Raw genomic sequence first — 17,406 nt, 5'->3', positions numbered from 1 at the left:
TTTTTACTCCTCTTCGTCTTGAAAAGTATCTCTTGCGAGCAACTTAGGCGATACCTTGTAGGTTGCAGCGTAGGTAAGACCTGCTTGTTTTATTTTTGAAGTTAAGAACGCTCTTTTAAACCAGCGATGGTCGGTAGCTCTTTTCTTTAAATCTTCGTGAGTGGTTGTGGCATATGGAGTTCCTTTAAAGAATGACTCAATGGTATAGATACCCAGCCCATAATGCTCTGCACGATCTAGTACAGTTTCAAAATCTGCTTCAGAAAATTGATAAGCAGCATCTGTTCCTGATCCATCATTTTTTGGGCTTAAACCTGCAAATACTTGTTGTTCTAAAAACTCTGATTTTTCCATAGTGCAAAAGTCGTTATTTAATCATCAAATCTATCACGATTTATAAAATAAGAATACCCTTATGGCGTTTTACGCACGCCTTCTAATAATGATTTATTAAGCACACCATCATCATCTGACGATGAGGTGTGTAGCACAGATATGTCACCTGTAGATTCTAGTACAACTGCCTCTACTTGTTCATATTTAAGTACATTAGCCTCTCTGAGTTTAGCAATAAGTTGGCCTTTCTCTATACGAGCATACTTTAGGTTTTCTTCTAGAATGGTACTTCCGTCCATAAGGAGTAGGGGTTTATTTGATATAAGTTTGTTTATGGCAGGCACAGCACGCTGTAAGTAAGAAAATATAAATGTAAGAATCAGTAAGGCTCCCACAGCTACAGATCCGTGTGCAATTGAGGTGCTAGAAGTTAGTGTAGAAGATATGATACTACCTATTGCGATGGTAAATGCAAAATCATAAGCCGTAAATTTTGCAAAAGATCGCAACCCTATAATACGTGTTAATATGATTACTACTATAAAAATCATTAAGCTACCTGCGAGTGTTTGCAAGAGCGGGTCATCTGTGCTATAAATCCAATCCATATTGTTGTTTTTTGAGCATAGTTTATTCACAAGTTGTGATAAGCTATTGTTGGTTAGAATGTAAATTATTAAATAATCATAGTATACTCACGACTCATAACAAAGGTTTAATATCTATTGTGAAGGTATTAACGTAGCTTGCGATGTTTCGGTTGTCTGGCTTATGTAGAACTGGTGAAAATATCAGTAATGCGAGGGATGTTGTTACGCTTTCGCGAAAGCGTAATAATACACTAGTCAATATAGTTTAAAGAGAAAGTAGAACTGTATCTAAAACTTATTTGGTGTCTTCTTTTGTGCACCTAGCGGAATAAAGTTTAAAGTAAGACTTGCTTTAGCCTGTGTACTAGCATCTATGTAGAGTTCATCTTTTTTAAGAAGCTTAATTTTTTTTTTGGTCTTTTGTTTTACCTCAATTGTTTTTATAATCTCGCCGTCTTGCTGTATTCTTACAGAGAAAGGCGTACTACCGTTATTACTCACAATGGCATAACAAGGTTCTCCATAATATGGGTTTATAGCGCCATCTTGACCGGCACCTTTTCCCGTCATAAGCATACTTTGTGAGGGGGAAAGCTCAAAAGTATCTTGTGCAAGGCCCGCTAGCGGTACAAAAATGACTAGCGTAAGGAGAAGAAGGAGCTTTTTCATTTTAAATAATTTATAAGTGATGTCCTTCTTAAAGGTAGTCAAAAATTATTTTTTCGGTAAAAACAGGGTAAGCCTATCTATTTCTAGATTATCTAGATGTCCCATTTTGGAGGTGTCTTTTGTAATGAGATGTAGGTGAATGTTACTATCGTGGTGGGTGAAGATACCCTTATGCATTGTAGAGAAAAATCCTATAATTTCTACTTGCTCGTCTTGCAGCGTGTAATTTGTTTGGCCTTGATGCGCTTCTTGTGGAGAAGAAACTTTTGTGCCTCTAGGTAAATTCTGTATATGTATCTCTGCCTTAGATACAGTACCCTCTAGCTTAAATGCAAATGGTCGCTTTGCTTCTTTTGTGCGTTCACTTACAAAGTCTTCTATATCTTTTATAGTCTTCACAGATGCCGGAAGATTTATCTCATACCAGTCTCTCACGTTAGTATACACAAAAAAAGGTGCAGAGACTTTATAAGTAGGTGTTACTGTCATTGTAGTGTCTGAACTCACTTTTGATAGATAGCTAGTACCGTTTACAATGAGAAGTTCGCCAGTGAGATAACTCTCAGGGCCTAAGCCATAAAGTCCTTTCTTATTTGTGATGGTATCTAGTAATATAGAACCTTCTAGTTCTCCTTTCCACATCACGTTTTTCATAGCGCCCACCACCTTTACATCTGGATACGTTGTGGGAGTGGCAGTTTCACCTTTTGAATTGCAGCTTGCTAGGCATATGGCAAATGTGAGTAATAAAATGTATTTCAAAATATAGGTCTCTTATAGTTTTATAGAGTACAATATAATACTAATTCATTTTATACTTCTGCCTGTACTGGCTAGGGCTTATACCTTCTTTCTTTTTAAAGAGTCTTGAGAAATAAGGAGGGTATTCAAACCCTAGTTGATAATTATGATTAAGCATAACAACAGTCGCACCCTTAGCGAGTAAAATTCTTGCTGCTTCATAACCCGTACCACTCGTGGTACCTGTAATTAAAAAGGTTTTATCCTTTACATCTGTAATTCTATCTGGCGTCCATCCATCTTTTCCAAACTGATAATCTTTCATCTTGCTTCGTTTTTAATTACTAGGGCAAAGGTAAGAGGGAGAAGTGGGAGGTTTCTTATACAGATTTTCAGATGTAGTATATATTTTGGTAATCAGTCCCTTAGAAGATGTAAAAAGTATAAGTGTATGCGGTGTTGAGGTATCCCGCTTTCGCGAAAGCGTAAAAAGAAGAATGCGAAAAATCACCGATATCACAGCATCAAATAACCTTTTAAAACAAGCTATTACCATTATAAAATGAGGAAATCTTTATAATGAAAATTACAAATCACAATGAGTCCAAAAGCCACCGATTAGCCTCGTCTAAGCAAAGGTAATTTTTAACTCAGTTTTTTGTTGTTTAACTTTTTATTAAATTATTCTCAAATATTATGTCCTTATTTTTACTATCAATTTTATTGTGTCGATATTTTGAGATTCTTCAAAATTAAGTAGTGTCAATATTAAATTTAGTATTATGAAAAATTATATTTTAAGTGCAGTTTTAGCGTTATTTATTTCAGTCTCTTTGTATGCTCAAGAGCCTCAATCAAATTTTAATGAAGGTGATGTTTTTCAAATTGGTACTGTAGATTATAATAATTACAAGCATATCAATTTTCCGAAGGCAAACTTTATTATAAAAAAAGGAGGAATTGCAAATTACGAGAATGTTAAAGGTCAAAGAGTGGTAATAACCTCAATTAAAGAGAAAAGTAATGGAAAGAAAGTCGCAACAATAAAACTTGCTGATTCAGGAAGGTTTTTTAACAGTCATAAATATATAACTGTAGATGTTGATGCGGCATTAAAAAATCAAGAGTTGTTGCCAGTTAAATAAAAATTCACTTTTAAAGGCTTTCTAAAATAGAAAGCCTTTTTTAATATAAGATCGTGAAGACTCTATATAGATTGTTGTAGAATCTTTAACTCATTAATAGGTGGGAAATGGCGTTAATCTTTATCTATTATTGCTGGTAAAATATATTCACTTATCATCTTATCAACATTAGTATGGGCACTGGGACTATTATATGCCGAAGAAGTTATAACGATGACAAATGGGATGTTTTTGAAAATAAAAATCTTATTTCCACCTCTTCCGCTACAATAAGATACTTCATATTCTTTGTCATTATATTTATAGACTTTATTCCAAAATAAATAGCCATAGTGACCATTTTCTGTTGGTCGTTTTACTTGCTTAGCTAAGCTCTTTTTAACCCATTGTTTACTTAAAATTTGCTTGCCATTCCATTTCCCATTATTCTTATATAATTGTCCGTATTTGGCAAAATCAATAGCTCTTAACTGTATCCCGCCTGCGGTATTACCAACTTTTTGAGGTGTGTATTGCCACTTATAATCGGTTATACCAAGAGGGTTAAATAGTTTTTTATCTGCGTAAGACACTAAACCGTTAGGGACAGATTGATGTATGACATCTCCTAGTACCACTACACCTGCTGTAAAATAAATGTAGTCTTCTCCTATAGCTCTACCTTTTTGCATAGGTAAATCAAGTGTAAATTTTACCCAATTTTTTGTAGGGTACATATTTTCTTCATTTCCAGGGTTACTATAGTCTGCATCATCACCAAGAAGCCCAGAACTCATTGTTAAAAGAGATTTTAAGGTTATAGAATCTTTTTTAGGACTATAATTATCAAAAGACTTTAGGTTGTAAAAATCTTTTAATAAGATGTTTTCGTTTTTTATGAAACCCTCTTGAATTGCAATTCCCATCATTGTTGAAGCAATTGTTTTACCGACAGATCTTGGGTCGTGCAAGCTATTTCTGTTTTCACCATTAAAGTATTCCTCTATTAAAAGCTTATTGTCTTTAATAACCACTATACCATTAATATCTTCAAAACGTCCTTGTGCAATTTTTTTGTTTAGAGCTTCTATTTTAGTACTGTTGTAAGTATCATTAGATAATTCCCAACCACTATCAGGTTGTATTTTTTGAACGGGTACTAAGCTTTTATTTATAAAGGCTTGTGTGTTAATAGTACCTTTTGCAAGAATCTCGCCTATCTTTATTGTATCTTCTTTTATATATGGTCTTACTTCGATACTCAAAGAATGATTGCCTTCTAGAAGAACATCTTGACCTCCTCCTAGCTTCATAAATTTTAACCACATAAACCAACCCCAAAAGTCAATTTGTGTGGGATAAACTAATGGTACTAAATGTTTAAGTTGGGTAGTTTTTGAGTCAATTGTTCCTGCTCCCTTGTTTAGGTTTTCTACATAAATTACTTCACCATCAACTAAAAATGAGAACTGAAAATTTCCCTTATTTAATAATTGATCTTGTGATAAGTGTGGTGCTAGCGATTTAATACTTTCAATAAGGGGTTTTTCTAAAGTAAAGTCAATGCTGAGAAACTTATCTTTATTGAGAGTAAAACTATTTGAATAATTATTTGATGTAGGCTTATTTTCTCTAAAGTCAACTTTTGAAAAATGCAAATTCTCTATTTCATTTGTTTGAGAATTTTTTACGGTTGATTGCGTCCTACCTTTGCAAGATATTATTAAACAAGCAAGGAGCACTAAGTAATAGTTTGAGTTCATAAATGTCATTTGATTTTTGATTGAAATATTTATCAAATCTAGTACTTAAGTAAAGTATTAATGCCCCATTTTATAGAATGGTACTAATTTTAATCCTTCTTAGGGGTACTTTTTATTGACTTTTTATAATATATAGGAGTTACGCCCGTAATATTTTTGAAAACCCTATTAAAAGTAGTTTTTGAATTGAAACCACATTCATAAGACATTCCCAATAGCGTTATGTGATTGTATTTATCACTGTGTAATTTATCAATAATGGCATTTACACGATATTCATTTACAAAGTCAGAAAAGTTTTTACCTAAGCCATCGTTTATTATTTTGGACAATAAATTGGGATGTATATTGAGATTATCTGCCAGAGACTTTAATGTTAATTCTGAATTAAGGTAAAAAAGATTAGTTTCCATCTGTTCTTTTAGCCAAGATGCTTTGGTCAATATTTCTTCAGAGGGACTTTTGGTAATTTCTTGAGATGAGTTAGTCTTGTAAATATCATTTTGTTTGTTAGCCTCAAGTAAAATTATTTCAGGTCTTAAAAATGCTTCTGCACTAATCCAAATTGTTATAATAGAGAGTAGCACATAAATAGGGTAATAGTCACTTATATCTAATTGAAAATTATAGATTATATAGTCTATAAACGTATAGGGTACTAATAAAAACCAAAGTATTGCAAATAAAATAAGTAATCTGTACAACCACCTTAAACTATATGCATCATTATTACTATAGTTTTTCTTGAGCCAAGAATGATAGGTTTTTATTAATCTAAGTGCATATATACAATAGGTTATAATTGAGATAATTGCCAGAAGTTGAGTAATGGGCATTAGTATAAGATAAGTTTCTGTTTCTATACCAATAACATTATTTGAAAGAGCATCTTGACTAATAATAATATGTACGCATAGTTCTATAATTACAGGCAAGAAATGAATACTATCTCTCTTAGAAAGGTGGTAACTATAGTCAGTTGTCTTTTTTACATATAAATATAATAATGGACCAAGAGCTAATGAATAGTTCAACGGTATTAAGTAAAAATGTGGTAGATAATTTGTTATTTGAAAATCTATACTCAATACCCATATATTCCAAAAAACAATAATGAACGTTACTAGGCCCAGTAATACATTAGCTTTTTGATTTATCCGCCTAGTGAAAATAAGTAGTAGCCCAAATGTGAAACCTATAAATACAGATGCTATTATAATAAGGTTAAAAAAATTTAAATTGAATTCACACATTAATAAATGAAGTTCTTTTTACAATATGAAGCTTATCAAAAGTTAGTCTTTGATAACGTGGTTAGTAAAACGCTTTTGGTTTTAATTTGTAAAGATCGTTGCGCAACTAGCCACTTTATAACCAAGCGAAACTCCCGGTAACTACCGAGATTGCTAGATAGCCTGTATTGTTTTGTTTTTTAATTGATGGCTTAAATATACACTTATTTAAGACGCTATCATTTTAGCTTCGGGTGACTCAATTTTTCTGGAGGGGATCCCGCTTTCGCGAAAGCGTACATAGAACTATAACCGCGCAATTCAATTTCCCCCATCTTAATGGCAACTAGTATAATAGCAATTACAGCCTCCAGTCCATCGCAAAAAAATAAGCCATAAAAAAAGCCTCCCAAGATTAAAAGGAGGCTTCTACGCACTAATAAAACTAAGATTTTATAAGTCTATCGTAATCTATCTACAGATTTTACAAGATCTTCATCGCGCTTGATTGCCTTGTTTGCCAAGACTAGTAAAACGATAGAAACAAGCGGAATGATCATCCCAATACCCTTCTCAAGAACCGCCGTCCCTCCAGATAAGATTTGTGATCGATATACCAATACACCTAATAAAACAAAGTTTAATAAGATATTAAGACGTCCTAAGACGAATTGGTTTTGTCTTTTGCTCCATAAAAATATGGAAATAAATGAGAGTACAGCACTTACACTAAAAAGAGTAATGTAAAGTACCTCATCTGCAGCCCATACAGCTTCACCCGTAGCATCTGCATATAGGCTAAAGGCATACGGCAAGCCTAAAGAGGCCAGCGCTGCAAGTAATAAATAAACGGTTTGAATACGTTGTATCAAATCTTTTACATTTTTTATATACCAGCAAAAATAAGTTTCATTTTGTGATATTGCTAAGAAAACTTTAAAAATAAAATTGTATCATTGTTGTATAATATCATAACAAGCTCTCCGCTTGTTATTTAATTACTTCAATATTCGTATCAAATTCTTCTTTTGATACATAATAATCACTCGATTTTTAATTTACTACATTATTAGATGTTTGACATTTCAGAATTAAAAGCAAAGAAGCTTCCCGAGCTTCAAGAAATTGCAAAAGGAATAAACGTTCCTAAGTTTAGATCCTTAAAAAAACTAGATCTAGTTTATAAAATACTAGACCTGCAAGCTGCAGACCCAAAAAAGGTAGAGGCCGTAGTGCCAAAAGGTAAGGAAGAAGCTGCTCCAGCACCTAAGCCTAAGCAAGAGCGCAAGCCACGTACGCCTAGAGCACCTAAGGCTACTACAGAGGCAAAAGCTACCACTCCAGAAGACAAAAAAGAAGCCCCAGCGCAAAAAGAGGCTCCAGCAAAGAAGGAAGCCGTAAAGCGTGAGCCAGCAAAAGCTAAGGTAAAAGATACAGAAGAGGCAAAAACACCTCAAAAACGCGATACTCATAAAGATAAGCGTTCTAATAATAATAACGATAAGCGCTCTAGCAATGACAACCGCCAGAGCAACGAAAAGCGCTCATCTCGCGATAATAATCGCAACAATAATAACAACCGCAATAATAACCGTAATAACCGTAACCAGAAAGATGGTAATACACACGGTAACAACGGTAATAAGGATAATCGCAACCGCTACCGCGAGCCAGATTATGAGTTTGAAGGTATTATAGAGAGCGAAGGAGTACTAGATATTATGCAAGATGGTTACGGCTTTTTACGTAGCTCAGATTATAATTACCTAGCATCACCAGACGATATTTATGTATCACAATCACAAATACGTCTCTTTGGTCTTAAAACCGGAGACACTGTACTAGGTGTGATACGCCCGCCAAAAGAGGGAGAAAAGTACTTCCCACTTATTAAAGTAAGCCGTATCAACGGTCTTAACCCTAATATTGTGAGAGATCGCGTCTCTTTTGAGCACCTCACACCATTATTTCCTACAGAAAAGTTTAACCTAGCAGAGCGCCAAGCCAGTATCTCAACACGAGTGATGGATATGTTTGCACCTATAGGTAAAGGGCAGCGTGGTATGATAGTATCACAGCCTAAAACGGGTAAAACAATGTTACTTAAAGACGTTGCAAATGCCATTGCTGCAAACCATCCAGAGGTATACCAGATCGTACTCCTTATAGATGAACGACCAGAAGAGGTAACAGATATGCAACGTAATGTAAAAGGAGAGGTTGTAGCCTCTACCTTTGATAAAGAAGCACACGAGCACGTAAAAGTGGCAAACATTGTACTTGAGAAGGCAAAACGCCTCGTAGAGTGTGGTCACGATGTAGTAATACTACTAGATTCTATCACACGTCTCGCAAGAGCATATAATACCGTACAGCCAGCTTCTGGTAAGATTCTTTCAGGAGGGGTAGACGCAAATGCACTACATAAACCTAAGCGTTTCTTTGGAGCAGCACGTAATATAGAAGGTGGAGGATCACTCTCTATCATAGCAACAGCACTTACAGAGACCGGTTCAAAAATGGACGAGGTAATCTTTGAAGAGTTTAAAGGTACCGGAAATATGGAGCTGCAGCTGGATCGCAATATTGCAAACCGCCGTATCTTCCCAGCTATAGATCTTACCTCTTCATCTACACGTCGTGATGATTTACTACACAGTAAAGATACCTCACAACGTCTATGGGTATTACGTAAGTATCTAGCAGATATGAACCCAGTAGAGGCAATGCAGTTTATGAGTGATCGTATACGTAGCACAAAAAATAATGAAGAATTCTTGATTTCTATGAATCAGTAAGACCACTTCATAACCCTTATAAAAAACCTCTTGAGCTATCTCAAGAGGTTTTTTTTGTTTAACGTATTCTTTTAAGGAGCAATAGGGTAGGAGCATCTCATTAAAAGTAGTATCCCGCTTTACATTGCAATTCCTCATTGCGCTGCGCTACATTGCGGGATTTTCACTACAATCGGGGCTAGCGAGTAGGGATATGGCATTTTTTCTAAATGACGAAGTGAGTTTATATATAGGGTGGTGTAGGTAATCTATTATATGTCAATATATTGAATTGTCTATGGGCAATGGGTAAATGTAAAAGCAATGCTAAAATTGTTGCTCAGCCCAAAAATTTACTTACTTTTGCCCATTAGTCTAGTAATCCCATAGATTAATAGATGTATATTAGACAAAACAATGATTTTAGATCAAATCTTTTTACAAAGAGACAAAGAGAAAAGTAAATCATACCAAAAAGATAAAACTTCAGAAAAGCCTATGCGTAGTATCGTAAAGGCACTAAGCTGGAGACTCGTTGGTACATTAGATACTCTTTTTGTTTCATACCTATTAACAGGGGAGTGGTTACTAGCCACTTCTATTGCCTCTATTGATTTTTTAACAAAACTTATTCTTTACTTTGCGCACGAGCGCATCTGGAATAAAATTAACTGGGGAAAAACCGCATCATAACTATGTACACAGCAAGTGATATAGACGCCCTCAACGCGCGCTTTGCAACTGCAACGCCGCAAGAGGTAATAAGCTACGCCATAGCACAGGCTAGCAAAGCTATTATAACAACAAATTTTAGACCCTACGAGGGAGCATTGCTACACGCAGTGACACAAGTAGCACCACAACTGCCTGTTGTATGGTGTGACTCGGGTTATAACACAAAAGCAACCTACACACACGCGCAAGAGCTTATAGAGACGCTAGACTTACAAATAGACCTCTATGTGCCTAAACAAACGAGGGCTCACAGAGATATCCTTATGGGTATCCCATCTATAGATGACCCACAGCACGCAGTGTTTACAGAGCAAGTAAAGATTGAACCATTTACTAGAGCAATGGCGACACAAAAGCCAGATGTGTGGTTTACAAACTTACGCAAGGGGCAAACTGCTCTGCGCGACTCACTAGATATTTTTAGTGTAAGTAAAGCAGGCGTACTTAAAGTGAGTCCGTTTTATAATTATAGTGATAGTGATCTAGATGTCTACCTTAAGGAGCATAACCTTCCTAACGAGACAGATTATTATGATCCTACAAAAGTGCTAGCACACCGTGAGTGCGGCATACACCTTTAAAAAAATTATGGATACTACAACACAACCTATTACAGATACTAAGGCTACGCTTGCACTCAATCCATTAGAGAGTGAGGCGGTTTACATTTTTAGAGAAGTCGTAGCTCAGTTTGACCGTCCGGTGTTATTATTTTCTGGAGGGAAAGACAGTATAACGCTTGTACGACTAGCACAAAAAGCCTTTTTTCCGGCTAAGATTCCTTTTCCATTATTACATATAGACACTGGGCACAACTTTCCAGAGACAATTGCCTTTAGAGATAAGCTTGTAAAAGAGCTAGGTCTTGAGCTTATAGTACGTAACGTACAAGATGCTATAGATGAAGGTAGAGTGACAGAAGAGACGGGTAAATATGCCAGTCGTAATATGTTACAAACTACCACACTTCTAGATGCGCTAGAGGAGTTTAAATTTGACGCGGCTATAGGTGGTGCACGTCGTGATGAAGAAAAAGCAAGAGCTAAAGAACGTATTTTTTCTGTGCGTGATGATTTTGGACAGTGGGATGAAAAGAACCAGCGTCCAGAGTTATTTAACTTCTTAAATGGAAATATTGATCACGGTCAGAATGTGCGCGTGTTTCCTATAAGTAACTGGACAGAACTAGATGTGTGGAGCTATATCGCTTCAGAAAAAATAGAAATTCCTAGTATCTATTTTGCACACCAGCGCAAGACCTTCTTAAGAGATGGTATGCTGTGGTCTGCACAAGATGATGTAGTTTTTAGAGCAGAAGATGAAGAGGTTGTAGAGCGCACAGTGCGTTTTAGAACGGTAGGTGATATGTCTTGTACAGCAGCAGTACTCTCTACAGCAGACACTATTGAGAAAGTAGTAGGAGAGATACGTACCTCTACCATTTCAGAACGAGGTGCTCGTATAGATGACAAGCGCTCTGAGGCCGCAATGGAAAAACGTAAACAACAGGGATACTTCTAGGAGGTAAGGCTGTTTAACTTTTCGCGAAAGCGTAAAAGAAATTCAAAGATTAAGACACAATACAATGGACGTATTAAAGATAGCAACCGCAGGAAGCGTAGATGATGGTAAGAGTACTCTAATAGGGAGGTTACTATACGATACAAAATCGCTCACTACAGATAAGCTGGAGGCGATAGAAAAGAAGAGTAAGGCAAATGGATTTGATTATCTAGACTTCTCACTCGCAACTGACGGTCTGGTAGCAGAGCGCGAGCAGGGGATTACTATAGATGTAGCACACATCTATTTTAGCACGGCAAAGAAGAGTTATATCATTGCAGATACACCTGGGCACGTGGAGTATACTCGTAATATGGTGACTGGAGCATCTACATCACAAGCATCTATTATTCTTGTAGATGCACGTAAAGGAGTGGTAGAGCAAACGTACCGTCACTTTTTTATAAATGATTTACTACGTGTAGAAGATATTGTAGTTGCGGTAAACAAGATGGATCTTGTAGATTATAATGAGGAGGCTTTTAACAAGATTGTTTCAGATTTTGGAGCGCTTACGCAAAAGCAACAGTTTAAAGCGCAACGTATCACTTTTGTGCCTATAAGTGCTTTAAAAGGTGATAATGTGGTAAATGCCTCTACTGAGATGCCTTGGTATGACGGTGAGACTTTACTAGAACATTTAGAACAATTAAATCCTTCTCAAGTAGAAGAGGTGGGAGCAAGGTTTCCAGTGCAAACTGTTATACGCCCTAAGCAGGATCAATATCACGATTTTAGAGGATATGCAGGTAAAGTTTCTGGAGGAGCGCTAGCAGTAGGTGACGCTGTGACGGTTCTTCCTTCTGGTAGATCTTCTGTAATAAAAGATATTTTATTTTATAATGCATCTTTTACTAAAGTAGATGCTGGTAACTCGTGTACCATCACGCTAGAGGATGATGTAAATGTAAGTCGTGGTGATATCTTAGTTAAAAGTGCGCAAGCACCTAGTCTTACTAAGGAGCTACAGGCTACCGTATGCTGGATGGATAATAATGCACTCGTACCTGGCACAAAATACTTGGTACAGCAGGGTACGGCTCAAATTTTAGGAAAAGTAAAAAGTATAAACAGCATTGTACATACAGACTTTTCTGGTGTAGATGCTACAGATAAGCTTGTGCTTAACGATATAGGTAAGGTAACGATACAGCTTAGTAAGCAGGTGCTTAATGATCAGTTTTTAGATAATAAGCAAACCGGGTCATTTATACTTATTGATACGCAGTCACACGCAACAGCGGGTGTAGGTTTTATAGGTTCTTAATATGTCATAGTTGTTGGGTACTATTCGATATTAAAAAAGGCGCTTTATGCGCCTTTTTTGGTTTTACAACTCAATTGTTGATGTGAGTATTATAGCTCGTTAGAGATCGTCTCTATTGTTTTTAGAGAGGTGTGTGCCCCATAGACAAGTTTCATTTTTGATGTTGCTAGGCTTCAGTATCAAGTACTCCAGAAAGTACGTGATAACGAGGGTCATCTACACTTTCTTCAATTACTTTGTCAAATTTAGGAGAGGCTTTGCGCATTAAGTCTTTACACTCTGTACTGAGGTGCTTGAGTGTGATTGTTTTGCCTACGGCTTCATACTTCTCAAGGAGTACAAAAATAGCTTCTAGGGCAGAGTGGTCTGCTACTTTTGCCTCTATGAAGTCAATTTCTATGTGGTCTGGATCACCGTTTATGTCAAACTTAGAATTAAAACTCTGAATACTTCCAAAGAATAATGGTCCCCAGATCTCATATACCTTTGTGCCATCTGCTTTAAATTTCTTTCTAGCTCTAATTTTCTTAGCGCTACTCCAAGCAAATGATAAGGCTGCTATAATTACACCTACAAATACAGCAATAGCAAGATCAAAAAATACAGTCACTGCAGATACTATAATAAGAACAAACGCATCTGATACTGGTATTTTCTTTATAATTCTAAAACTAGACCAAGCAAATGTCTCAATAACCATCATAAACATTACACCCACGAGTGCAGCAATAGGCACTTGCTCTATAAAACGGTCTGCAAATAAGATAAAGGTAAGTAGCGTGACTGCCATCATTACACCAGAGAGTCTACCACGACCTCCAGCGTTAATGTTTATTACTGTTTGACCTATCATACCACAACCACCAGTTCCTCCAAAAACGCCACTCACGATGTTACCAGCTCCTTGTGCGACGCATTCTCTGTTTCCATTACCTCTAGAGTCTGTCATCTCATCTACCAGGTTCATAGTCATCAAGGTTTCTATAAGTCCTACAGAAGCTGCAAGAAATGCATAAGGTGCGATAAATTTAAGTGTATCAAGGTCAAATGGTAGACTGCTCCATAAGTCAAATACATTGAGCTTACTTGATATTTCTGCCATACCATTTAAACCGGCACCACCACCATCTCTTATAAACTCACCTACGTTTACAGCATCTAAGCCTCCAAAAATCGATATCAATGATACAATAACAATAGCTGTAAGTGCGGCAGGAATTTTTGGAGTTAGTTTTGGTAATCCCCACACAATGAGCATTGTAAGTAGTACAAGGCCTATCATTGTAAAGAGTGACTTGCCTTTCATCCAGGTTTTTACAACTCCTTTATCTTTTACAGAGTAAAAGCCATCTTGTGATGCATTAAAAACTACCTTTTGTGTATTTGTATCATAAACTTGTCCGTCTGAGAGTACAAATACTTCCTTGTTTGTTGCTTTATTTATGACTGAGTTTCCTTCTATTGTAAATAGTACGGTATTAGAAACTTTGTCTTTTACTTCATTATCAGATACGGTATAAACGAGCTCTTTTGAAGCTGTTTTACGCATATTGTCACCAGCGTAATCTTTCTTATTTTCTTTAAACATCCCTAGTTGTGCAAGAAATATAACGATGGCTAGACCGTTTACAAACCCCATCATTACTGGGTGTGGTATCAAACGCACAAACTTCCCTAGCTTGAATAAGCCAGCAAATACCTGAATAACTCCCATTAATACTACAGCTGCGAGTAAATAGAAGTACCCCATATTTTCAACAGGCTGATCAAATAGTAATCCCTTTGCGTGGCCTTCTTGGATCATCTGTACAAAAATCACAGCAACAGCTCCTGCAGCACCAGAGATTAACCCTGGTCTACCGCCAAAAAGCGCAGAGATAATACCAATAACAAATGCCCCAAATAAAGCAACAATAGGGCTTATTTGTGCTACAAAGGCAAAGGCAACTACCTCAGGTATCATTGCTAGAGAAACGGTGATACCAGATAGAATATCGTTTTTAGGATTTGCAGTAAAGTTGTTAAAAATGCGTTTCATAGGTCGTTTTTAAGAAGCCGCAAAGATAGGGTATTCTTAAAGTATAGACAGTGCTCGTTTTAGGATAATTACGATACCTATTTTCGCGAAAGCGTATAAAAAACAAACCCTCACCATATGACTTGTGAGGGCTTGCGATGTAAGGGGGTTATTTTTTGGCTCTGTAGGTACTCAGTTTAAATGGAGCATAAAGCGGGCAAAATGAGATAAAACTTGTCGCGATAAATACTAACGCTAGAATGCCTAGTATAAGGGCAAGAGTGCCATTTATAACGTGGGTTGCATAAAGTATACCTATTATTACCGCTGCTGCAATACGTAAACCGCGGTCTAGATTTCCCATATTCTTTTTCATAATGTGTTGTTTTAGATAATAATACAGCACAAATGTAATGGGAGCTTTTCCATTAAACGGTGACTATGGTCACACTTACTTGATTTTTATGGTGCGTCCCTCTTGGGCGATATGATTTTCGGCCTCTAGTTTCTTTAAAATCCTGCTTACTACTTCTCGAGCAGTACCTAAGTCTGTGGCTATTTCTTTATGAGTGATATGTAATATTTGAGAAGAGGTCACACGTGTTTTTTCTTTGAGGTAATCTAGTATGCGAGTGTCCATCTTATCAAACAGGAGGTGGTTTACGGCATTCATCATATCAAGATAGCGAGCATCATAATTTTTAAAGAAAAGGGTGTTGAGCGCTGGATAGGTTTTAAGCCATAGTTGTACATTTTCTACGGGTAGAAGGAGCAATGTAGCCGCTGTCTCTGTGATAGCATAGCCACGGCTAGGTAATTGTGAGATGCCAGAAGAAAAAGAAATAATACAACTCTCTGCTGGATGAATGTAGTAGAGCAGGAGCTCTCTATCTCCATAACGCGAGTACACTTTTACAAGGCCTTCTATCACAATAGGTATAACCTTTGCATATTGTCCCTCGCGTAGTAACTCTGTTTGAGCAGGGAGCTCTTTTATGATGCCGTGCGTGTTGATCTCTTCTATAAGTTCTGGATGAAATCTAGGGAAAAGCTCTTTTACAATCATAAGTAAATGTACTGGTTGATACAAAACTACAACTCGGTAGCTTATTTGTTCAATTGGGTCGTATGGTTTTTGTAATCCTTAAGTTACGGTTCATATTTGTAGTGTCAATCAATAGCCGGTATCCTCAACATCTAAATATATCAATTATGGACTATGCTACTTTGTTTAAGATATTTATCACGCTACACGCAGTAGGTGGGTTTATTTCTCTCATTTCTGGTACTATTTCTGTCATAGCTCGTAAGGGTAATGTGTGGCACAAAAAGTCTGGGATGATTTTTTATTATGGAATGCTTACAGCAGGTATTTCGGGTATTGTGGCTTCGCTACTTCCAGATCACAACAATCCGTTTCTGTTTGTGGTAGGACTCTTTAGTGTATATCTCGTGCTTTCTGGGTACAGAGCGCTTAGGTTTAAGAGCGTACGCAAAATGGCAGATCTACGCTGGGATAAAGTGATCTCTTGGTCTATGGCTATTATAGGTGTGGGTATGCTAGCTTATGGAGGTTACTTACTTTATTATGGACTTACAATAGGCTGGGTACTCCTTGTTTTTGGTACTATAGGTTTGCTTAATGCCATAAACGATCTAAGAGCAATGCGTGATTTAAAGCTATTGCGCAAGAAACACTTACGACTACATATCGCAAAAATTTCTGGGGCGTACATTGCTGCTTTTACAGCCTTTTTTGTCACAAATAGCGTGTTACCATCATTGTTGAGTTGGCTATTACCTTCGGTTTTTGGGATAATTTTCATCTCTTATTGGATGCGTAAGACAAGACTTGGTAAGAAAATTACAGCTGAGACTGTATAAATGACAATTGGGTAGATTACGCTTTCGCGAAAGCGCACTTAAAACCATCTTTACATCATCAATCAAAACAACACTATTATGAAACACTTACTTCTTATTATCGTATTATGCAGCAGTACCTTCCTTATAGCTCAAACTAAATATGAGCAGGGTATGCGCAAAGCAATGGAACTCTGGGATAAAGATAAACTTGATGAGGCTTCAAATCTTTTTGAGCGTATCGCAACGGTAGAAAAGGATAACTGGTTGCCCTCGTACCACGTGGCGCAAATAGCTATTGTGAAGAACTGGCGAGATTTTGAAAACCAAAATGAAACAACCCTAAAAGTAAATGGAGATAAGGCGCAGGAGTATATCAATGCAATGCGTACGATAGAAAAAGAGAACCCCTATGCAGATTATCTACAAGCGCAACTATATACCGTGTGGGTAGCTTATGACGGTATGAAGTACGGAATGAAATATGCCGGTACCATAGGCGAACTGTACCAGAAAATGGTTAAGAAAGATCCAGATAATCCCATTTTTATAGCAGATAAGGCGCAATGGGATATGGGGAGTGCAAAGTACTTTGGCAGCTCAATTGAGCCATATTGCGCAGAGTTAAAGCGCGCCATTGAGCTTTTTGCTACCTTTAAACCTGAGACAGAGTTCCATCCCAACGGAAATGTAAAAAGAGCTTTAGAAAGTGCAGAGGCTTGTAATTAA

The 17,406-nt window shown here is 36.8% G+C and carries 19 protein-coding genes; 8 read left to right on the top strand and 11 right to left on the bottom strand.

The genetic code is table 11. The features are described from left to right. Positions 1 to 3: 3 nt before the first annotated feature. The 5 genes from ACFO5T_RS14590 to ACFO5T_RS14570 all read right to left on the bottom strand — a co-directional run bounded on the left by ACFO5T_RS14590 (position 4) and on the right by ACFO5T_RS14570 (position 2,661). On the bottom strand, positions 4 to 354 hold the full coding sequence (locus ACFO5T_RS14590) for a hypothetical protein (protein WP_380035873.1): 351 nt from the start codon (positions 352 to 354) through the stop codon (positions 4 to 6). A 59-nt stretch (positions 355 to 413) separates the two neighbouring features. After that, on the bottom strand, positions 414 to 944 hold the full coding sequence (locus ACFO5T_RS14585) for a DUF421 domain-containing protein (RefSeq protein WP_380035870.1): 531 nt from the start codon (positions 942 to 944) through the stop codon (positions 414 to 416). A gap of 270 nt (positions 945 to 1,214) precedes the next feature. Continuing rightward, complete coding sequence (locus ACFO5T_RS14580; protein ID WP_380035867.1) at positions 1,215 to 1,595, bottom strand: hypothetical protein; 381 nt, start codon at positions 1,593 to 1,595, stop codon at positions 1,215 to 1,217. A gap of 45 nt (positions 1,596 to 1,640) precedes the next feature. Then, on the bottom strand, positions 1,641 to 2,357 hold the full coding sequence (locus tag ACFO5T_RS14575; protein ID WP_380035864.1) for an acetolactate decarboxylase: 717 nt from the start codon (positions 2,355 to 2,357) through the stop codon (positions 1,641 to 1,643). Positions 2,358 to 2,397: 40 nt separating this feature from the next. Continuing rightward, on the bottom strand, positions 2,398 to 2,661 hold the full coding sequence (locus tag ACFO5T_RS14570; RefSeq protein ID WP_380035861.1) for a helix-turn-helix domain-containing protein: 264 nt from the start codon (positions 2,659 to 2,661) through the stop codon (positions 2,398 to 2,400). Positions 2,662 to 3,118: 457 nt separating this feature from the next. On the opposite strand from ACFO5T_RS14570, the gene ACFO5T_RS14565 reads away from it, so the two are divergent. Then, a complete protein-coding gene (locus tag ACFO5T_RS14565; RefSeq protein ID WP_380035858.1) occupies positions 3,119 to 3,481 on the top strand; it encodes a dihydroorotase in 363 nt (120 codons plus the stop codon). Between the two features lie 113 nt (positions 3,482 to 3,594). Here the strand turns inward: ACFO5T_RS14565 and ACFO5T_RS14560 are convergent, their stop codons facing one another. The 3 genes from ACFO5T_RS14560 to ACFO5T_RS14550 all read right to left on the bottom strand — a co-directional run bounded on the left by ACFO5T_RS14560 (position 3,595) and on the right by ACFO5T_RS14550 (position 7,327). Continuing rightward, a complete protein-coding gene (locus ACFO5T_RS14560) occupies positions 3,595 to 5,259 on the bottom strand; it encodes a serine hydrolase domain-containing protein (RefSeq protein WP_380035855.1) in 1,665 nt (554 codons plus the stop codon). Between the two features lie 53 nt (positions 5,260 to 5,312). Then, positions 5,313 to 6,257: a helix-turn-helix domain-containing protein gene (locus tag ACFO5T_RS14555; RefSeq protein WP_380035852.1), complete on the bottom strand. Its 945-nt coding sequence runs from the start codon at positions 6,255 to 6,257 to the stop codon at positions 5,313 to 5,315. Positions 6,258 to 6,916: 659 nt separating this feature from the next. Further along, a complete protein-coding gene (locus tag ACFO5T_RS14550; RefSeq protein WP_035329128.1) occupies positions 6,917 to 7,327 on the bottom strand; it encodes a DUF4293 domain-containing protein in 411 nt (136 codons plus the stop codon). Positions 7,328 to 7,528: 201 nt separating this feature from the next. Between ACFO5T_RS14550 and rho the strand changes: the two genes are divergently transcribed. The 5 genes from rho (at position 7,529) to ACFO5T_RS14525 (ending at position 12,797) form a co-directional block, all read left to right on the top strand. After that, positions 7,529 to 9,253, top strand: a complete 1,725-nt coding sequence (gene rho, locus ACFO5T_RS14545; RefSeq protein ID WP_380035848.1) for a transcription termination factor Rho — start codon at positions 7,529 to 7,531, stop codon at positions 9,251 to 9,253. A gap of 396 nt (positions 9,254 to 9,649) precedes the next feature. Further along, positions 9,650 to 9,925, top strand: a complete 276-nt coding sequence (locus ACFO5T_RS14540; protein WP_035328436.1) for a DUF2061 domain-containing protein — start codon at positions 9,650 to 9,652, stop codon at positions 9,923 to 9,925. 2 nt (positions 9,926 to 9,927) lie between these two features. Further along, positions 9,928 to 10,548, top strand: a complete 621-nt coding sequence (locus ACFO5T_RS14535) for a phosphoadenosine phosphosulfate reductase domain-containing protein (RefSeq protein WP_038600638.1) — start codon at positions 9,928 to 9,930, stop codon at positions 10,546 to 10,548. Between the two features lie 7 nt (positions 10,549 to 10,555). Beyond that, complete coding sequence (cysD, locus tag ACFO5T_RS14530) at positions 10,556 to 11,488, top strand: sulfate adenylyltransferase subunit CysD (RefSeq protein ID WP_380035844.1); 933 nt, start codon at positions 10,556 to 10,558, stop codon at positions 11,486 to 11,488. A gap of 64 nt (positions 11,489 to 11,552) precedes the next feature. Next, positions 11,553 to 12,797, top strand: a complete 1,245-nt coding sequence (locus ACFO5T_RS14525) for a sulfate adenylyltransferase subunit 1 (RefSeq protein WP_380035841.1) — start codon at positions 11,553 to 11,555, stop codon at positions 12,795 to 12,797. A 166-nt stretch (positions 12,798 to 12,963) separates the two neighbouring features. Here ACFO5T_RS14525 and ACFO5T_RS14520 read toward each other — a convergent pair whose 3' ends face one another. From ACFO5T_RS14520 to ACFO5T_RS14510, 3 genes are all read right to left on the bottom strand, one after another. Continuing rightward, positions 12,964 to 14,835 carry a SulP family inorganic anion transporter gene (locus ACFO5T_RS14520; protein WP_380035838.1) on the bottom strand — a complete coding sequence of 624 codons (1,872 nt, stop codon included), beginning with the start codon at positions 14,833 to 14,835 and terminating at the stop codon, positions 12,964 to 12,966. A 148-nt stretch (positions 14,836 to 14,983) separates the two neighbouring features. Then, positions 14,984 to 15,190 (bottom strand): YgaP family membrane protein, encoded by a 207-nt coding sequence (locus ACFO5T_RS14515; protein WP_035336420.1) that lies wholly within the window; start codon positions 15,188 to 15,190, stop codon positions 14,984 to 14,986. Positions 15,191 to 15,265: 75 nt separating this feature from the next. Continuing rightward, entirely contained in the window at positions 15,266 to 15,880 is a 615-nt protein-coding gene (locus ACFO5T_RS14510; RefSeq protein WP_380035834.1) for a Crp/Fnr family transcriptional regulator, read from the bottom strand. A gap of 146 nt (positions 15,881 to 16,026) precedes the next feature. Here ACFO5T_RS14510 and ACFO5T_RS14505 point away from each other — a divergent pair, with 146 nt between their 5' ends. Together ACFO5T_RS14505 and ACFO5T_RS14500 are read left to right on the top strand one after the other, a co-directional pair. After that, on the top strand, positions 16,027 to 16,698 hold the full coding sequence (locus tag ACFO5T_RS14505; protein ID WP_380035831.1) for a DUF2306 domain-containing protein: 672 nt from the start codon (positions 16,027 to 16,029) through the stop codon (positions 16,696 to 16,698). A 78-nt stretch (positions 16,699 to 16,776) separates the two neighbouring features. Then, on the top strand, positions 16,777 to 17,406 hold the full coding sequence (locus tag ACFO5T_RS14500) for a hypothetical protein (protein WP_380035828.1): 630 nt from the start codon (positions 16,777 to 16,779) through the stop codon (positions 17,404 to 17,406).

The organism is Dokdonia genika (assembly GCF_042652845.1).
In the GTDB taxonomy this organism is placed as follows: domain Bacteria; phylum Bacteroidota; class Bacteroidia; order Flavobacteriales; family Flavobacteriaceae; genus Dokdonia; species Dokdonia donghaensis.
This window is presented reverse-complemented; position numbering and strand designations above follow the sequence as displayed.

What these genes read in the sequence shown, in the direction of transcription:
- ACFO5T_RS14580 (WP_380035867.1), bottom strand. Translation starts at nt 1,595, where the DNA reads ATGAAAAAGCTCCTTCTTCTCCTTACGCTAGTCATTTTTGTACCGCTA.
- ACFO5T_RS14535 (WP_038600638.1), top strand. Translation starts at nt 9,928, where the DNA reads ATGTACACAGCAAGTGATATAGACGCCCTCAACGCGCGCTTTGCAACT.
- ACFO5T_RS14540 (WP_035328436.1), top strand. Translation starts at nt 9,650, where the DNA reads ATGATTTTAGATCAAATCTTTTTACAAAGAGACAAAGAGAAAAGTAAA.
- rho (WP_380035848.1), top strand. Translation starts at nt 7,529, where the DNA reads ATGTTTGACATTTCAGAATTAAAAGCAAAGAAGCTTCCCGAGCTTCAA.
- ACFO5T_RS14585 (WP_380035870.1), bottom strand. Translation starts at nt 944, where the DNA reads ATGGATTGGATTTATAGCACAGATGACCCGCTCTTGCAAACACTCGCA.
- ACFO5T_RS14565 (WP_380035858.1), top strand. Translation starts at nt 3,119, where the DNA reads ATGAAAAATTATATTTTAAGTGCAGTTTTAGCGTTATTTATTTCAGTC.
- ACFO5T_RS14505 (WP_380035831.1), top strand. Translation starts at nt 16,027, where the DNA reads ATGGACTATGCTACTTTGTTTAAGATATTTATCACGCTACACGCAGTA.
- ACFO5T_RS14520 (WP_380035838.1), bottom strand. Translation starts at nt 14,835, where the DNA reads ATGAAACGCATTTTTAACAACTTTACTGCAAATCCTAAAAACGATATT.
- ACFO5T_RS14500 (WP_380035828.1), top strand. Translation starts at nt 16,777, where the DNA reads ATGAAACACTTACTTCTTATTATCGTATTATGCAGCAGTACCTTCCTT.
- ACFO5T_RS14590 (WP_380035873.1), bottom strand. Translation starts at nt 354, where the DNA reads ATGGAAAAATCAGAGTTTTTAGAACAACAAGTATTTGCAGGTTTAAGC.
- cysD (WP_380035844.1), top strand. Translation starts at nt 10,556, where the DNA reads ATGGATACTACAACACAACCTATTACAGATACTAAGGCTACGCTTGCA.
- ACFO5T_RS14510 (WP_380035834.1), bottom strand. Translation starts at nt 15,880, where the DNA reads ATGATTGTAAAAGAGCTTTTCCCTAGATTTCATCCAGAACTTATAGAA.
- ACFO5T_RS14570 (WP_380035861.1), bottom strand. Translation starts at nt 2,661, where the DNA reads ATGAAAGATTATCAGTTTGGAAAAGATGGATGGACGCCAGATAGAATT.
- ACFO5T_RS14515 (WP_035336420.1), bottom strand. Translation starts at nt 15,190, where the DNA reads ATGAAAAAGAATATGGGAAATCTAGACCGCGGTTTACGTATTGCAGCA.
- ACFO5T_RS14525 (WP_380035841.1), top strand. Translation starts at nt 11,553, where the DNA reads ATGGACGTATTAAAGATAGCAACCGCAGGAAGCGTAGATGATGGTAAG.